We start from the raw sequence: 15,203 nt of genomic DNA, 5'->3' as shown, positions 1-15,203 counted from the left end.
GTCGACCCGACCTGAAATCATCCGGCTCTAGGCGGCTTCGGACACGGAGGCGGCACTGATCAGCGCTGCCGTGGTCAAGGCGTCGCCGGCCAGCTCGCGCACGATGCGGTTATGCGAGAAGACGAGCGCGCGATGGCAGATATGGGCGACTTCCTCGAAATCGGTCGAGACGACGATGACGGCCAGCCCGGCTTCGACGGCGGCGGCGATCAGCCGGTAGATCTCGGCCTTGGCGCCGACATCGACGCCCGCCGTCGGGTCCTCGGCGATCAGCAGCTTGCGCCCCGTCGCCAGCCAACGGCCGACGACGACTTTCTGCTGGTTGCCGCCGGAGAGCGCCTCGATCGGCAAATGCGGATCGTTGGGCCTAAGCCCCAGCCGCGCGCCGAGTTCGCGTGTCAGCTCGCTTTCCCGCGCCGGCTTCATGAAGGAGAAGAGCCCGCGGCCGACGGCCGACGGGTTGAGATACATGTTCTCGCGCACGGAGAGCGACAGCGCCACCGACTCCTCGGTGCGGTCGCGGGCGATCAGCCCGACGCCGGCGGCAAGGGCGGCGCCTACCGAAGTCAGGTCGAGGCACTTGCCGTCCAGCAGCACCGTGCCGTCGAAACGCTCGGCGCCGAACAGCGCGCGCCCGACGGCTTCCTGGCCGGCGCCGCGCAGGCCGACCAGCCCGAGCAACTCGCCGGAGCGCGCCTCGAAACTTACTGGGCCGACATTGCCGCTGGTGAGGTTTTCGACCTTGAGCCGCTCCGGCCCGTCCTGCCAGCGCGACTTGGCGAACATCTGGTGCGCCGGCCGGCCGACGATGAGATCGACCAGTTCCTGCGGCGTCGTCTCGGCGACCGGCTTCACCGCCACCATGCGGCCATCGCGCATGACGGCGACCCGGTCGGCGATGCGGAAGACTTCATCCAGCCGGTGCGAGACATAGATCATGCCGACGCCGCGCTGGCGTAGCGGCCGCAGCGCTTCGAACAGGCGCTCGACCTCGTCCGCCGGCAGGCTTGCCGTCGGTTCGTCGAGCACCAGCACGTCGGCTTCGGTGGCCAAAGCACGGGCAATCGCCACCAGCGATTTTTCCGTGCGCGACAGGTCCTGGACGCGAGTCGCCGGATCGAAGGCGCAGCCGACCAGCGCCAGCGCGCGCTCGGCGCGGCTTTCGGTGTCGCGCCAGTCGATCAGGCCGGAGCGCCGTGAGAAACCCTGCGCCATGCCGACATTCTCGGCGACCGTCATCCATTCGATCAGGCCGAGGTCCTGATGGATGAAGGCGACTTTCTGCGGCTGGTTCGGACGCGGCGGGCGATGATGATAATCCTCGCCGCGGAAGCGGATCGTGCCCTGGTCACGCTTGTGGATGCCGGCCAGCGTCTTGATCAGCGTGGACTTGCCGGCGCCGTTCTCGCCGAGCAGCGCGACGATCTCGCCCTCGTGGATGTCGAGCGAGACCGATTTCAGCGCCAGGGTGCCGCCGAAGCGCTTGGAGATGCCGATGAATTCGATGAGCTTGGGCCGCATTTTGGCCCTCCCAAGCCAAGCAAACGACTGAATTGCCGTCGATGTTATCGCTAACATTTTTGAAGGTCAAGTCTTGAAAATGAGTCGACGCGACGGCTATCGATGCAGCGATTTCGTGGAGCGATGGTTATGTTCGGAGACATTGAAGGCACCGGGTTCGAAGTGCTCGACGAACGGTTCGAAAGCTGTTTCGTCGGCCATGTAACGGTCGAGCGGCTGTGGACGGGGGGCCGCTGGCTGGAGGGGCCTGCATGGTTCGCGGGTGGCCGCTACCTGGTGTTCTCCGATATCCCGAACGACCGCATCATGCGCTATGACGAAACCAGCGGCATGGTCTCGGTTTTTCGCGCGCCGGCGAACAATGCCAACGGCAACACGGTCGACACGCAGGGAAGGCTGGTGACCTGCGAGCATCGGGCGCGGCGCGTCACGCGCACCGAACACGACGGCGCGATCACGGTCATTGCCGACCGCTTCGGAGGCAAGCGGCTGAACTCGCCGAACGATGTCGTTGTCCATTCGGACGGCACGGTATGGTTCTCCGATCCGCCCTACGGCATCGCGACCGACTATGAGGGCGATCGCGCCGAGCAGGAGATCGTAGGCTGCCATGTCTACCGCGCCGATCCCGTCACAGGCGAAGTGGCGCGCGTCGTCTCGACCATGGCCAAGCCCAACGGGCTTGCTTTCTCGCCCGACGAGACGGTCCTCTATGTCGGCGACACGGGCATCACACATCAAAAGGACGGACCGAAGCACATCTGTAAATTCGCCGTCGAAGGCGACATGCTACACGAGCTCGGCGTGTTCGCCACCTGCTCCGCCGGCCTGTTCGACGGGTTCCGGGTGGATACGGCCGGCCGCGTCTGGGCCGGTGCCGGCGATGGCGTGCACTGCTTCGATCCCGATGGCACGCTGATCGGCAAGATCCGCATCCCGGAGACGGTGGCCAACCTCACTTTCGGCGGTCCGAAGCGCAACCGCCTGTTCATCACGGCGCGGCAGTCGCTCTACGCGGTGTTCGTTGTCGCCAACGCAGCGGCGCGATCGTGAGGTCGAGCATCGCCGTGAGGCAAGTAGTCGCCAAACTGGGAAGAAGCCTACTGCGCTGCCGCAGCCCGGACTTTGGATCTGGCAATCCGTCATCTCGTTCTCACACGTGCCCAAAGTTCAGCTAGACTAGACTAGATTTTTTTGCGTCGGGTTGTGTCTCGTACCGCCAAATAGCCATGGACCTTCCACACGTGACGCCACCCACGACGGTCACGGTATTCGCCTGCGATGTCCGCTTTCAGGGTTACTGCCAAGCTTCACTCTGCGGCCGACAAGCGGCGCTAAGAAGACACGCCTTTACGCACGCCATTCTTCGCCACGGCGCTCGCGCCATTCGAAAGCACTTTGCTTGATCCGGGATGTGGGCGCAGATCGCGTCTGCCGGATCGGAGATGGAGGTTCCCAGTCGAGAAGGAGCCGGATGTGGACACGAAGGCAATTTATACGACGGCGAAAATCGCCGCCGAAACTACGCTAACTGCCGCCGTTATCCCTCTACTCCCACTCGATTGTTCTAAACCCAGGTAGGCCATTGATCTAGCTTGGTTTTTTCTCGCTTGACACGCGAAAAACCCGACCCAGCGGCCGTCAAAATCTTACGGTGTTGATTTTAAAGGGAAAATTGCCAGAAATTTTTTTGTGCGGTATCGGCAGCTATCGAGATCGATTGTCTCGCAGAGCCGATTTTCGGACCTACTCACCGCCCAGACACCAGCAGGAAAAGTACCGTCAGTCCTCTATAGCAGGATTTCGCCACCACAGCGAGGGCTGCTCTCCAGGCCGGGACCAAGCTTCCGCACAGCTCCCGCCCTGAGTGCTTCGCAATAGAGTTCAGGTAAGCCTCTTTGACAGCTTTGGGGAGCGCCTGACGATCCAACCTGGGGGCCGTGGCATCCGCTTGCATGGGCATAAGCCTGGGCTAGTAAAATTGTAAGCTTCGTGCTACACATCCCGTCGATCTGTAGCGCGAAGGTGGCAAATGCCGACACCCCACAATCCCCCGGCCGCTGTGCGGCGCGCGTTGCGCAAGCTTGGCGCCGACATCCACGATGCCCGCCGGCGTCGCCGGCTGCCGATGTCCGTCGTGGCCGAGCGAGCCTTCACGTCGCGTTCCACACTCCAGAAGATCGAGGCCGGCGACACCAACGTCAGCATCGGTATCTATGCCGGCGTCCTTCAGGCGCTCGGTCTCCTCGAAGGATTGAGCCAGATCGCCGACATCGGCAACGACAGCATCGGCCAAGCGCTTGCCAGCGCTGAATTGCCAAAGCACGCCCATCCCAAGCGGCCGACCGGAGCGTCGCGCGATGGCTGATTTCGAGGTCCATCTCGACCTTCACGGCCACACGCGCCCGATCGGACTGGCGCGGAGCAACCGCGCCCGGGGCGCTGAGACCATCATGTTCGAATATGATCGCGCTTGGCTCGTCGACCCGGATCGCTTCTCGCTCGAACCGGCTCTAGCCCTGACACGCGGCGCCTTCGCGCCTCCCGCTGGTCTTGCGACCTTCGGCTCTATCGGTGATTCCGCGCCCGACACCTGGGGCCGCCGCCTCATGCAACGCTCGGAGCGGCGCAGCGCCGACCACGATGGCCGCGCCGTCCGCAGTCTGGCCGAAAGCGACTACCTGCTCGGCGTCGCCGACGAGACCCGGCTTGGCGCACTTCGCTTCCGCTGGGTCGGCGAAGAACAATTCCAAGCGCCGATCCGCGCCGGCGTGCCCGCCCTGATCGAACTCGGCCGACTGCTCCAGATCACCGAACGCATCCTGCGTGATGAGGAAACCGACGAGGACCTCCAACTCATCTTCGCGCCCGGCTCGTCGCTTGGCGGAGCACGGCCTAAGGCATCGGTTGTTGACCTGCATGGTCATCTCTCCATCGCCAAGTTCCCCAAGGAGACCGACGACTACAGCATGGAGACATGGGAGGAGATCGCCCTGCGACTGGCCGGCCAGGCCGGCATCGCCACGCCGCTCCACGAACTGATTGATGTCGCCGGCAAGAAGGTCATGCTGTCCCGGCGCTTCGACCGCGATGGCGCGGTCCGGATTCCCTTCCTGTCGGCCATGGCGATGATGGGCGCCAAGGATGGCGAGCGCGGCAGCTATCCCGAGATCGTCGATGCTCTGGCCGAGCACGGCGCGCAGGCAAAGACCGATGCCCACGCCCTTTATCGCCGTGTCGCCTTCAATGTGCTGATCTCCAATGTCGACGATCATCTGCGCAATCACGGTTTCCTCTGGCTCGGCAAGGCCGGATGGTCGCTGTCCCCAGCATATGACCTCAATCCAGTGCCGACTGACATCAAGGCGCGGGTGCTGACGACCAACATCGATCTCGATGAGGGCACCTGCTCGCTCGACCTCCTGGAGGAGGCCTCGGAGTTCTTCGCCCTGACGCTGGCGCAAGCTCGCACGGTCATCAAAGACGTGGCGATCGTGACCGCAACCTGGCGCGAGACCGCAAAGGCGGTCGGCGCACGGTCGGCCGAGATCAACCGTATGGCCAGCGCCTTCGAGCATGACGACCTGACACGAGCGCTAGCCCTATGACGAGAACCCTCCTTCACAGCTTCGATCCACCGTCGGCCCCGTCAGCGCCGCTACCGTCGACCTAGACGTGGGGGATATCGAGGACGCCGGCATTCGGGAGGTGCTTCAGACGCCGGGCGCTGCCTATGGCGCATGGTCCATTCTCGATGCGCTCCTGACGCCGACCGGCGTCGGCACTCCCTTCATCTTCCGTGAACCGCTCGGCCAGGCGCGCGAGGTGAAGGTGGCCCTGTCGGGCCTCTTCGGGCGCTTCGTCGCCCGCGCCTATGCCGACAACGCCGGCTCGGAGAACACCCGCGACGTATCGCTTCGCTTGGAGCCGGGAAGGAAAGGTCAACTCGCGTCGCACTGGCAAAGCAGACGCATTACCTACAATCTACATATGTGTGGGTCGCAGCACCCCAATGACCCCAGGGAGCGCTGGTGAATGCAGTTACTGTCGTACTCAAGGATGCGCTTACAATTTTAATGACATTTCGGCCGGAATCTTATGACCGGCCGTGCGAACACCACCTCAAGAACAAAACCTGGAGGTGGGAAAATGTTCTCGATTCTTGTGAAGTGGGCTGCGGCGGTCGCGTTTTGTCTCGGCTTTTCGCTGGTTGCCGGCACGAGCGCGCAGGCGGGTGAAGTTCGCAAGCCGCGTGACGAAACGCGAACTGTGTACCTGGTCAAGTACCGGATCAACGGCATGGTCCGGTATAACAAGAACCCCACGACGGTGCGCAAGATCTCGTTCTTGCAGTACCTGCACAACAACCCCTACGTCTGCACCCCAAGCGGCTTCGGTCAGAAGTCCCGTTGTTATATGCGCGCTTTCAAGCAGCCGGACGTGTGATTGTCGATAATGTTCGACAGAATGGCCGGGCCTGGACAGGCGCGGCCATTCTGCATTTGCGGGAAGTCCAGGGCATCTAGAGTCCTTTCATGACCCTATCGCCCTTCACCAGCTTGCGCACGCCGTCATTCTTCCGCACCGGATTGTTGCCGAAGACATACCAGTGGCCCCCCAAGCTGGGCCGTTGGTAGATGACACCGTCCTTTTCGCGATGCAGGAAGCAAGTAATGGCGCCGCTTCCTCCGTCGTTCTTGGAAGTCCAGAGCGCGCGCATGCATACCTCGCCACCGCTGGTTACATACCAGTCGCCTTTGCCATAACCAGTCTGCGTTCGCGCCACGAAACGCTTCCGGCCGTGCTCGTTTTCGGAGAAATATCCGGCTCCGTGCTTCTCCCACAGCCAGGTGCGGTTGGCATAAAGCTGCTCAACCGCATCCGCCTTCATGGGAGTTGCGGCCGCGGCGAGCTTGGCGATGTCATCGACAGCAGGCTTCGGCGCCGCCGCGGCATTGCCGGCCGCGAGCATGAGTGCGACCAGCACCGCACTTACAACAGTAGAATGGACTGAAGACATTTTCTTGTTTTCCGATAGGTGGCAGGGAAAAGATCCGTCCGCAAATCAAGCGGAACAAGGGTATGAGCGGTTCAATCCGGAGTCGCTGTAGCAGCTCCGTTAGTTTCGGTCGTCAGATTCAGCGGGTGGTCTGCCACGCGCCAGTCAGGCCGGCCGACGTTTCGCGGCCAGGGATAGACTTCCTTGTCATTGAAGTAAACCACCGCAGTCATGGCAGGGAATTCGGCATGCGGCTTGTTCGCTTCCGCAGCCCAGTTCCGTACGTAGCTGTCGTCACCTTCGTAGCCGAGCTCGGCAATGGCAATCGGCTTGCCGAAACCGGCCACGCGGTCGTAGCCCGGCTTAGTCCTCTCCACGAATGTCGTATCGTGGCCGGCTTCCAGCTTGTCGTATGGCTGATAGCCGAAGACTGACAGGCCGATCACGTCGACGTATTTGTCACCCGGATAGTAGGCCTGAAGACCCTCGTCCCCTTTCGGCGACCACATATACTTGGCATTCGGCAGGTGCTTGCGACAGACGTCGATCACGTGCCTGTAGGCCTTCACATAGCCGTCTGCATTCCAGTACGACCAAGTGAATTGACCGGTCTTGTCGTCCATTTCCTGCCCCCACCGGATGGTAATCGGACTCTTCAGCTGTGCCGCCGCGGAGCAAACCGCGGACATGTTGGAATCGTAGCGACCAGCGAGAATTCCGCTCAGCAGGTTCTCCGGGCTGACGCGCCAGTCGCGGGCCCAGGACCAGGGCTCGATAGTGAGCAGCAACGACCGGCCGCGTTGCTTGGCGTAATCGTCCGCAACACCAAGGGTTGCCAGATCCACGTCCTCCCAGGGAAGGAAGATATGCTCGATCTTGGAGTTGGCGTCGTTGGTATAGTCTCCATGCGGATCGTAAGCTCCGGGCGTGACGGCATCAGCCGCTATGAACGGGCGCTTATCTTGGAACAGGTTGCGACTGTCCACGCTCGCGCCGGAGACTCCGCTCGCGGCGTAGACAGCGCCCGAAATGACCACACCCCCAAAGAGGATGAAGGTTGTCTTCAAAAAACTATTCACAGGATTCTCCTTTTTTGCTGTCCAGAAAACCGCTCTCAGTGGATTGCAGTCTTCACAGCCGAGATATGAGCTGACACGAGGTCCGTACGGACCAGATTTTTCCCCTCGTCCTCGTCACGAGGCTGGGCATGGCGAAAGACGTACCAACTGCCGTCTGGCTCACGCTTCTGATAGATTGTCCCGTTGTCGAGGCGATGCGAAAAGCAGGTCATGGCCGGGAATTGGCCGGCCTTGGAATGCCACGTCGCGTCGAGACACATCTGTCCCGTCTCGGTGATCATCCAGCGACCTTCTGCCCATGACTTGCCGGTGTCGCCATCGACCCAGGCGCTGAAGCGCCGCCCCTCGTTCAAAAGATAAGCCGCGCCAGCCTTCCACCGCCAACTCCTGTCGTGGTAGAGGGCGTGAATTTCGGCCGGCGTCATCACACGGGCCGCCTTGGGCAGCACAACTTCCTGCGCTGAAGCGCTCCAGGCCGATCCAACAAACCACATGAGAGTGACGGCGCCCAAGGCGTTGGCGCAGCGTTTAAAACGTGACGTGTTTCTACGTGTTAACAACTTAGCCTCCGATGCTGTTCTCGTGAGTTTGCTGCGATCTCGGTGCTTCCTGAGGGCCCGCATGCGTGCGGGAGACCGTGCCAGTCGTCTCCTGTCGAGACGTTGGTCGACCAATTGCCGAAACCCGGAAACCGAGGGCTTCGGCAACGCCTGGAGCGAAGGCGTTTCTAAGATCTATCAGAACGGCCTGACGCATGACCTTTTTCAGGCGCGCCAGATCGAGTTTGCGAATGCTGTCCCATTCCGTGACGACGACCACGGCGTCCGCACCGCGCGCGCATTCATAGGCATCGTCGTGGAGTTCGACGTCCGAAAGGATGCGGCTGGCATTCTCTGCGCCGACCGGGTCATAGGCACGGATATGGGCGCCGAAACGCTGCAGCGTCTCTATCAGCGGAACCGATGGCGCGTCGCGCATGTCGTCGGTGTCGGGTTTGAAGGTGAGACCCAGAACGGCGATCGTGCGGCCTTGCACGTCATTGTCGAGAGCGTCCATGACCTTCAGGGCCATCCGGCGCTTGCGGGCTTCGTTGGCTGTCACGGTTTCTTCGACGATGCGCACCGACACGCCATAGTCCTGCGCGGTGCGCAGAAGCGCCATGGTGTCTTTCGGGAAGCACGAGCCGCCGTAGCCGGGGCCCGCATTGAGGAAGCTGGTCCCGATTCGCTTGTCGAGTCCCATGCCCAGCGCCAGTTCGCCAACATTGCTGCCAACCTGCTCGCAGAGATCAGCCATTTCGTTGATGAAGGTGATCTTGGTCGCAAGGAAAGCGTTTGCGGCATACTTGATAAGCTCCGAAGTGCGCCGGCGCGTGACGACGATCGGTGTCTTCTTAGGCTCCAGCGGAATTCCATAAAGCGCGACCAGGCGCGCCTCGGCGACCTTGTCCTCGACGCCGATCACCACCCGGTCAGGCTGCAGGAAATCCTCGATCGCGACGCCTTCGCGAAGAAACTCGGGGTTGGAAGCAACCGAGAAAGTCCCGGCCTTGCGCGTCGATCCGACGATCTTGTGAACAATATCGCCTGTCCCCACGGGCACGGTCGACTTCACCACCACGACCGTATTGTCGTCGATCAGCGGCGCGAGTTCGCGAGCGGCCATGTAAACGAAGGAAAGGTCCGCATCGCCATGGCCGGGGCGCGGCGGTGTGCCAACCGCAATGAACACGACCGCGGCTCCCTTGACGGCTTCGGCAAGGTTGCATGTGAAGCTCAAACGGCCGGCGACCGAATTGCGCTCAACCAGTTCGTCCAGGCCCGGCTCGTAGATCGGCACGGCGCCGCCCTGAAGTGCCCCGATCTTGTGGGCATCCTTGTCGACGCAGACGACCTCGTTACCCCAGGCAGCAAAGCAGGTCCCGCTCACCAACCCGACATAGCCGGTTCCGATGATCGCAATCTTCATGTCAACACATCCCTTGTTATTGCTGTCTTTGTTCGCCGGCATCGCCTACGCGCCAGCGTGGACTGAATATGGTTTTGTGCGTATCGCGACCGCCGACGCCTGCGCCGGCGACGGAGAAGCGATCATCGAAGAGCGTGAAGCTACGCGTTCCCCAGGCGAGCGCCTCGATGCCGTCACGACCCCTTTCGGCGGTGGCGAGGGTCGGTAGCGAGACCAGGGCGAGCAGGCCGGCCGCGAGCGCTGGCTGATAGATGCGGGTACGGTAGCGGACGGTGTTTTCACGTGCGTGCTGCACTACGATCATCACCAGCAACACGATGTAGAAGCACGCGTTTACGATGGCGAAAACGTAGAAGCCGCGAGTCTGATAGGCGTCCTGGACGAGCAGCACGGGAAGGATCGATGTCAGCACCACGAACAGGTATGGCGCCAGAACACGCAGCGGCAGCGCATCGACATCGGCCGCGCCCTTGGGGGTGACGCGGAAGTCGACGAAGGTTCCGGTCAGCCAGTCGCGGAACGCCGCAAAGGTTCCCGCCAGAACCCAGGGCCAGCGGGCCAGCAGAAAGAGCATCGCCTCCCAGCTCAGGATCTTGCCGTCGACGGGCCGGAACGTTCCGCTGGCCCGCCACCAGAACGCCATGACCAGTATCATCAGCGACTGCGGCATGAAGTGCTGCAGGAAGTCCGGGTAAGTCACGCTTACGAAATTGTCCCCATAGGCCAGGGTGATTACTGGCAACAGGAACATCATGGCCAGGAAGAACGCGTAGAGCGGATACCAGAACTGAGAGAACAAGAACTGCACCTTCAAGTGCAACGGCATGCGGCCGATTAGCTTGGGCGTGTACTGGAGAAGGATCATCACCAGGCTGCGCGACCACTGAAACTCCTGCGTGACTAGGTCGGCAAAGGTGCGTGGCCCGTCGCCATGGGCTATGGCATCCAGCGCATGCGCTCCGCGCCAGCCATGCGCATTCATGAAAAGCGTCGTCGAATGATCTTCAGCGAGCTCGGGACCTAAGCCCCCGATTTCCTTCAGCGCAGTCGTACGGACAGCATAGTGCGATCCGATGCAGACCGTCGCGAAGCCGCCGTTGTAGCCGGCTTGCAGCGAACCGTGCATGCTTGCTTCGACGTAGAGACGTCCGCGGGCGGACCAGCTCTCACGTGCGTTGCGGTCGCAGATGCTTGGGGCCGAAACGTAGCCGACAGACGGATCCGCAAATGGACGCAGCATCTGGAACAGATAGTCCGGCTCGGGGACGTGATCCGCATCGAGCTGCGACACGAAATCATAGCCTTCGTAGCCATAGTGATCGTAGAAGAAGGCGAGGTTGCCTTCCTTGCATCGCGTGCGGCGGGGCCAGGACTGACGATGATAGTCGGCACGCCCCTTTCGCGTGGAGACGAACACGCCGTGATCGCGGCACCACGCAAGCGTTTCGGGTGACGGATCCTCGTCAGCAAGCCAGGTGTCGTGCGGCACGCTCTGCGCCAGCATTGCCAGCAAGGTTTCCGCCACGACGTGGAACGGTTCCGATGGAGCTTTCGTCACCACCATCGCAACCCGGCTCCCGGTCGGGATGCGCAGCTGTCCGGCGGGCTTGCGCGCATTGATGAAGATGGTGATGAAGTAGACCGGAAGAATGGTTATCCATGCCAGCAGCGCGCTGACCATGATTGAGCCGAAAAGGTGTGTATGGACGGCTTCCAGGATCCACCATTGCCAGAAGTAGATCAGCGCGGCCACCCAGAGCGCGACGCCGATGACATATTCGACGCGCTTGCGGCCGGGGAATATCCGAACCATCAAGGGATCCTCCCTTGTGGGCATGTCGAGCCGGGACTTTGTCATCCCCGTAGCTCGAGGCCGAAGGTCGGAGCTGCGGAGCGGATGATCGTGTCCAGGTCCGAATAGGCCGCAAGAAACCCGAGCTTCTCGGCCGCGAACGAGGGGTCCGCATAAAGCGCTGGTGGGTCACCGGCACGGCGGGCACGCATCTCGATCGGCACGTTGCGACCCGTGATACGGCCGATAGCGTTAATGATTTCACGGATGGACGTTCCGCGGCCGGTACCGAGATTGACGGCCAGATTTCCACCGTCGTTGCTGAGACGCTCGACCGCCAGAACATGCGCGCGAGCTAGGTCGAGAACATGGATGTAATCACGGATGCAGGTGCCGTCCGGCGTATCGTAGTCGTCGCCGTAAACCTCGAGAAAATCGATCGTGCCGGCAGCAGCCATCATCGCACGTGGAATGAGGTGCGTCTCAGGATCATGAGCTTCCTTCAGCTCGCCATCGAGATCGGCGCCGCATGCATTGAAATAGCGCAACGCCACAAAACGCAGGCCATAGGCCGCCGAGTAGTCGGCGAGCATATGTTCCGCGATCAGCTTCGTGCGACCGTAAGGATTGATAGGCTGCTGGATTTCCCGTTCCTGGATCGGCAGGTTGTCGGGAACGCCGTAGGTGGCACAGCTCGACGAGAAGACCACGTTGCGCGTGCCCGTCAGGCGGCATGCTTCCAGCAGGGACTGCGTACCGGCGACGTTGTTGCGGTAATATTTGGCCGGGTTCTCGACGGACTCTCCGACATAGGCCGAGGCGGCAAAATGGATGATTGCAGACGGCCTGTGCTCCTCGAGCGCAGCGATCAGGTGCGCTGTGTCAAGGATGTCACCCTCGACGAACGCTCCCCAGCGCACCGCCTCGCGATGCCCGGTCGAGAGGTTGTCGTAGACGACAGGCTCGTAACCCTGCTTCGACAGCAGTTTGCACGTATGGCTGCCTATGAACCCTGCCCCACCAACCACAAGCACAGTGTTCGCGGACATTTACGCAGCCTCGACGAGCTTCGCGGAAGTCTTCGTCAGCTGGCGTTCGAAATAGGCGATCGTCGACCTCAGGCCGTCTTCCAGCGCGACAGTCGGCTCCCAGCCGAGTTCCTTCTTGGCAATCGAGATATCGGGTCGGCGCTGTCGCGGATCGTCGACCGGCAGCGGGTGGTAAACGATCTTGGACTTGGTGCCCGTCATAGCGACGATGCGCTCCGCAAGCTCACGGACCGTGAACTCGCCCGGATTGCCGATGTTCACGGGTGTGTGGATGGCCGGCTCGGCGTACATCAGCCGGTGGAAGCCCTCGATCAGGTCGTCCACGTAGCAGAACGAACGCGACTGCGACCCGTCGCCATATATCGTGATGTCCTCGCCCTTGAGAGCCTGGACGATGAAATTGGACACGACGCGGCCGTCATCGGGACGCATGCGCGGACCGTAGGTGTTGAAGATGCGCACGACGCGGATGTCGAGCCGGTGCTGCTTGTGGAAATCGTAGAACAGCGTCTCGGCCGAGCGCTTGCCCTCGTCGTAGCAGGCCCGCGGACCGAACGAATTGACGTTGCCCCAATACGCTTCCGGCTGCGGGTGAACGTGGGGATCGCCGTAAACTTCCGAGGTGGAGGCCTGGAAGATCCGTGCCTGGTTGCGCACAGCGAGTTCCAGGAGGTTGAGCGAACCGATCACACTCGTCTTCATCGTGTGGATCGGGTCGAGCTGGTAGTGCGGCGGCGAAGCAGGGCAGGCCAGATTGTAGATTTCGTCAACCGGCAGATCGAGCGGCTCGACGATGTCGTGGCGCACGAAGCTGAACCCTTCGAAGCCCCTGAGATGGCGCAGGTTTTCCAAGCGGCCGGTGGAAAAATTGTCCACGCAAAGGACCGTATTGCCCTCGATCAGGAGGCGCTCGCAGAGATGGGAACCTAGGAACCCTGCACCACCTGCTACAAGGATCCTGCGCCTAGAAGTAGACAGAGGTTTGAGATTCTTGGAGCTGAAAACTATACTCATCGCCGCCTGCCTCACTAACTCCCAGAAGACGACTTTTTGACCTTCGTTACTCGAGAAGATCTCGGAAGAATCCGCAGTTGTCTTTCATGGCCCAAACTGATGCCGGAATTAGCAGCTTCCCCCGGGGCGTAGCGATATCGGGAAATCCGGATACTTATCAAAACGTCCATTTCTCGGACGATCTGCCAGGGTAAATTTGCGGGATGCCGTTGGCTCCCCCGATGCTTGCGGCAACGGCTGGGCTTCCAATTGATGGCGCAGATGCTCCGATCTGCTGTTCAGCGGACTTCCAGCAACCATCGTCGCCGGGTGTCAGGGTGCCGGCGCGTCCACCCTCGCCGCCATGCCGTGACCGGTGCGAAACAAGGGGCAAACTGCATCGTATCGAAACGGCGCGCAGAAAGTCCGCGAACGAACAAAACTAGGAGAACTTTAACGAAAACCGTTCTAGGCCTTGGCTTGGTCGCATTCCGGGTAGTGACTGGACTGCAAGATGCCTGAAGAAAACAACGCGACCCCTGCTACGCCAGTGCCCGTCGAACGCCGACGCTGGCCGCGCGTGTCTCAAGAGCCTCTCGGCAAGGACGAGAAGACGGCAGCGTCCCTCGTTGCGCTGCGCTTCGAAACGGAGAGCCTCTCCCCTCCTGAGCAGTTCCCGGCGTGGCGCGGACATATGTCCCCGCTGGTGGAAGCGCGGCTGCCGGACAACGTCGCACCGGATGATGGGTTTCCCGTTCGCCAGGCGGTTTGGAACCTCGGCGGAATGCTGCTCTTGCAACAGACCGTGCCTGCCTTCAGCTATGAACGTTCGCCGGACATGGTTCGGTTCAGTCCGCTCGACCACTGGCTGATTACATTTCTCAGGACCGGCCGCTCATGGACGGGTATCGACGGACGGGTAGCCGAAAACGAGCCCGGCATGATGGAGATCCGTTCGCTTGGCAGCCCATTCAGGGGGCGTGCCCTGGCGTCGGAGTCGCTCACGCTTGTCGTTCCGGACGATCAGTTTGCGGATCGCGGCGGCCTACCGCCGGCAAGCAGCAATACCGTCCTCGGTGGTCGCAGGGTGAAGCTGCTTTACGATCACATGGTTGGCCTTGAGACCAATCTTAGCGGTCTCTCACAGGATGACCTGCCGGGCATCAAGAGCCGCTTGCTAGAAATGATCCTCGATACCGTGGCACCATTCCTAGATCGCGACGACAGCGAGCGTGTATCTCAGATCGGTTTGATGACGCGGGCGCGGCGCTTGATCCGCAAGAACCTCATCTCGTCGGACCTGACGCCCGAGGCCTTGAGCCGCGAGCTTGCGATATCGAGGACGCGGCTCTACGAACTCTTTGAACCCGTTGGCGGTGTTGCGAAGTACATTCGCCAACATCGTCTTCTGGCGGCCCACAGAATGCTGACGGACCCGTCCGACCGGCGCACGATTGCCGAAGTGGGCCTGGCGATAGGCTACGACTCGGCCGCGAATTTCAGCCGCGCCTTCACGCAGCAGTTCGGTTACAGTCCAAGCAACATCCGCACGCATCGTAAGAGTTCAGATGCCCAGTTCGATGCGCGTGTGGAGAATAGCGCCGTAACCTTCGAAGGTCTGCTGCAAACGCTCGGAGTGCATACATGAGGTTGATCAAGGCCAATGTGGTGACCCGCAAGCGACAGACTCATGTCAAACCTCGTCCTCCGATCGATCTCAGCCCGATCGATTCCATTTCGTCCAACTGCTAAGTCTGCTTCTAAGAATGCAGGGCGATTGTGCAGACTTGCATTTTTGAGGC

Annotated in this window: 14 protein-coding genes; 6 read left to right on the top strand and 8 right to left on the bottom strand. The window is 61.4% G+C overall.

Going from position 1 to position 15,203, the window contains the following annotated elements; all coding sequences use genetic code 11:
- Window positions 1–27: 27 nt before the first annotated feature.
- Window positions 28–1,521, bottom strand: a complete 1,494-nt coding sequence (locus tag DPM33_RS00435) for a sugar ABC transporter ATP-binding protein (protein ID WP_112094944.1) — start codon at window positions 1,519–1,521, stop codon at window positions 28–30.
- 129 nt (window positions 1,522–1,650) lie between these two features.
- Between DPM33_RS00435 and DPM33_RS00430 the strand changes: the two genes are divergently transcribed.
- From DPM33_RS00430 to DPM33_RS00410, 5 genes are all read left to right on the top strand, one after another.
- A complete protein-coding gene (locus tag DPM33_RS00430) occupies window positions 1,651–2,574 on the top strand; it encodes an SMP-30/gluconolactonase/LRE family protein (RefSeq protein ID WP_112094943.1) in 924 nt (307 codons plus the stop codon).
- A 979-nt stretch (window positions 2,575–3,553) separates the two neighbouring features.
- Window positions 3,554–3,889: a helix-turn-helix domain-containing protein gene (locus tag DPM33_RS00425; protein ID WP_112094942.1), complete on the top strand. Its 336-nt coding sequence runs from the start codon at window positions 3,554–3,556 to the stop codon at window positions 3,887–3,889.
- Complete coding sequence (locus DPM33_RS00420) at window positions 3,882–5,129, top strand: type II toxin-antitoxin system HipA family toxin (RefSeq protein WP_112094941.1); 1,248 nt, start codon at window positions 3,882–3,884, stop codon at window positions 5,127–5,129. The genes DPM33_RS00425 and DPM33_RS00420 overlap by 8 nt, the downstream gene beginning before the upstream one ends.
- A gap of 67 nt (window positions 5,130–5,196) precedes the next feature.
- The gene (locus DPM33_RS36755) at window positions 5,197–5,556 is read left to right on the top strand and encodes a hypothetical protein (protein ID WP_245441937.1); all 360 of its coding nucleotides are present in this window, start codon (window positions 5,197–5,199) and stop codon (window positions 5,554–5,556) included.
- Window positions 5,557–5,670: 114 nt separating this feature from the next.
- Entirely contained in the window at window positions 5,671–5,967 is a 297-nt protein-coding gene (locus DPM33_RS00410; protein ID WP_112094940.1) for a hypothetical protein, read from the top strand.
- 76 nt (window positions 5,968–6,043) lie between these two features.
- Here DPM33_RS00410 and DPM33_RS00405 read toward each other — a convergent pair whose 3' ends face one another.
- The 7 genes from DPM33_RS00405 to DPM33_RS00375 all read right to left on the bottom strand — a co-directional run bounded on the left by DPM33_RS00405 (window position 6,044) and on the right by DPM33_RS00375 (window position 13,422).
- The gene (locus DPM33_RS00405; RefSeq protein ID WP_112094939.1) at window positions 6,044–6,541 is read right to left on the bottom strand and encodes a DUF995 domain-containing protein; all 498 of its coding nucleotides are present in this window, start codon (window positions 6,539–6,541) and stop codon (window positions 6,044–6,046) included.
- Between the two features lie 71 nt (window positions 6,542–6,612).
- Entirely contained in the window at window positions 6,613–7,599 is a 987-nt protein-coding gene (locus tag DPM33_RS00400; RefSeq protein ID WP_112094938.1) for a glycoside hydrolase family 26 protein, read from the bottom strand.
- Window positions 7,600–7,634: 35 nt separating this feature from the next.
- Complete coding sequence (locus DPM33_RS00395; RefSeq protein WP_245441936.1) at window positions 7,635–8,111, bottom strand: DUF995 domain-containing protein; 477 nt, start codon at window positions 8,109–8,111, stop codon at window positions 7,635–7,637.
- A gap of 49 nt (window positions 8,112–8,160) precedes the next feature.
- Window positions 8,161–9,567 carry a UDP-glucose dehydrogenase family protein gene (locus DPM33_RS00390; protein ID WP_112094936.1) on the bottom strand — a complete coding sequence of 469 codons (1,407 nt, stop codon included), beginning with the start codon at window positions 9,565–9,567 and terminating at the stop codon, window positions 8,161–8,163.
- A gap of 16 nt (window positions 9,568–9,583) precedes the next feature.
- The gene (locus DPM33_RS00385; RefSeq protein ID WP_112094935.1) at window positions 9,584–11,425 is read right to left on the bottom strand and encodes a glycosyltransferase family 2 protein; all 1,842 of its coding nucleotides are present in this window, start codon (window positions 11,423–11,425) and stop codon (window positions 9,584–9,586) included.
- Window positions 11,422–12,408 carry a UDP-glucose 4-epimerase GalE gene (galE, locus tag DPM33_RS00380; RefSeq protein WP_112094934.1) on the bottom strand — a complete coding sequence of 329 codons (987 nt, stop codon included), beginning with the start codon at window positions 12,406–12,408 and terminating at the stop codon, window positions 11,422–11,424. Before galE ends, DPM33_RS00385 begins: the two co-directional genes overlap by 4 nt.
- Entirely contained in the window at window positions 12,409–13,422 is a 1,014-nt protein-coding gene (locus DPM33_RS00375; RefSeq protein WP_112094933.1) for a UDP-glucuronic acid decarboxylase family protein, read from the bottom strand. It lies immediately after the preceding gene.
- A gap of 493 nt (window positions 13,423–13,915) precedes the next feature.
- On the opposite strand from DPM33_RS00375, the gene DPM33_RS00370 reads away from it, so the two are divergent.
- Complete coding sequence (locus DPM33_RS00370) at window positions 13,916–15,049, top strand: helix-turn-helix domain-containing protein (protein ID WP_112094932.1); 1,134 nt, start codon at window positions 13,916–13,918, stop codon at window positions 15,047–15,049.
- Window positions 15,050–15,203 lie beyond the last annotated feature (154 nt).

This window comes from Mesorhizobium hawassense, from assembly GCF_003289945.1.
Lineage (GTDB): Bacteria > Pseudomonadota > Alphaproteobacteria > Rhizobiales > Rhizobiaceae > Mesorhizobium > Mesorhizobium hawassense.
The sequence above is the reverse complement of the archived record's forward strand: the minus strand, read 5'-3'. Positions and strand labels throughout refer to the sequence as shown.

Bases quoted from the DNA above. Each gene is read 5' to 3' on its own strand.
- DPM33_RS00435 (WP_112094944.1), bottom strand. From the start codon at position 1,521: ATGCGGCCCAAGCTCATCGAATTCATCGGCATCTCCAAGCGCTTCGGC.
- DPM33_RS00375 (WP_112094933.1), bottom strand. From the start codon at position 13,422: ATGAGTATAGTTTTCAGCTCCAAGAATCTCAAACCTCTGTCTACTTCT.
- DPM33_RS00370 (WP_112094932.1), top strand. From the start codon at position 13,916: ATGCCTGAAGAAAACAACGCGACCCCTGCTACGCCAGTGCCCGTCGAA.
- DPM33_RS00410 (WP_112094940.1), top strand. From the start codon at position 5,671: ATGTTCTCGATTCTTGTGAAGTGGGCTGCGGCGGTCGCGTTTTGTCTC.
- DPM33_RS00390 (WP_112094936.1), bottom strand. From the start codon at position 9,567: ATGAAGATTGCGATCATCGGAACCGGCTATGTCGGGTTGGTGAGCGGG.
- DPM33_RS00425 (WP_112094942.1), top strand. From the start codon at position 3,554: ATGCCGACACCCCACAATCCCCCGGCCGCTGTGCGGCGCGCGTTGCGC.
- galE (WP_112094934.1), bottom strand. From the start codon at position 12,408: ATGTCCGCGAACACTGTGCTTGTGGTTGGTGGGGCAGGGTTCATAGGC.
- DPM33_RS00430 (WP_112094943.1), top strand. From the start codon at position 1,651: ATGTTCGGAGACATTGAAGGCACCGGGTTCGAAGTGCTCGACGAACGG.
- DPM33_RS00405 (WP_112094939.1), bottom strand. From the start codon at position 6,541: ATGTCTTCAGTCCATTCTACTGTTGTAAGTGCGGTGCTGGTCGCACTC.
- DPM33_RS00420 (WP_112094941.1), top strand. From the start codon at position 3,882: ATGGCTGATTTCGAGGTCCATCTCGACCTTCACGGCCACACGCGCCCG.
- DPM33_RS00385 (WP_112094935.1), bottom strand. From the start codon at position 11,425: ATGACAAAGTCCCGGCTCGACATGCCCACAAGGGAGGATCCCTTGATG.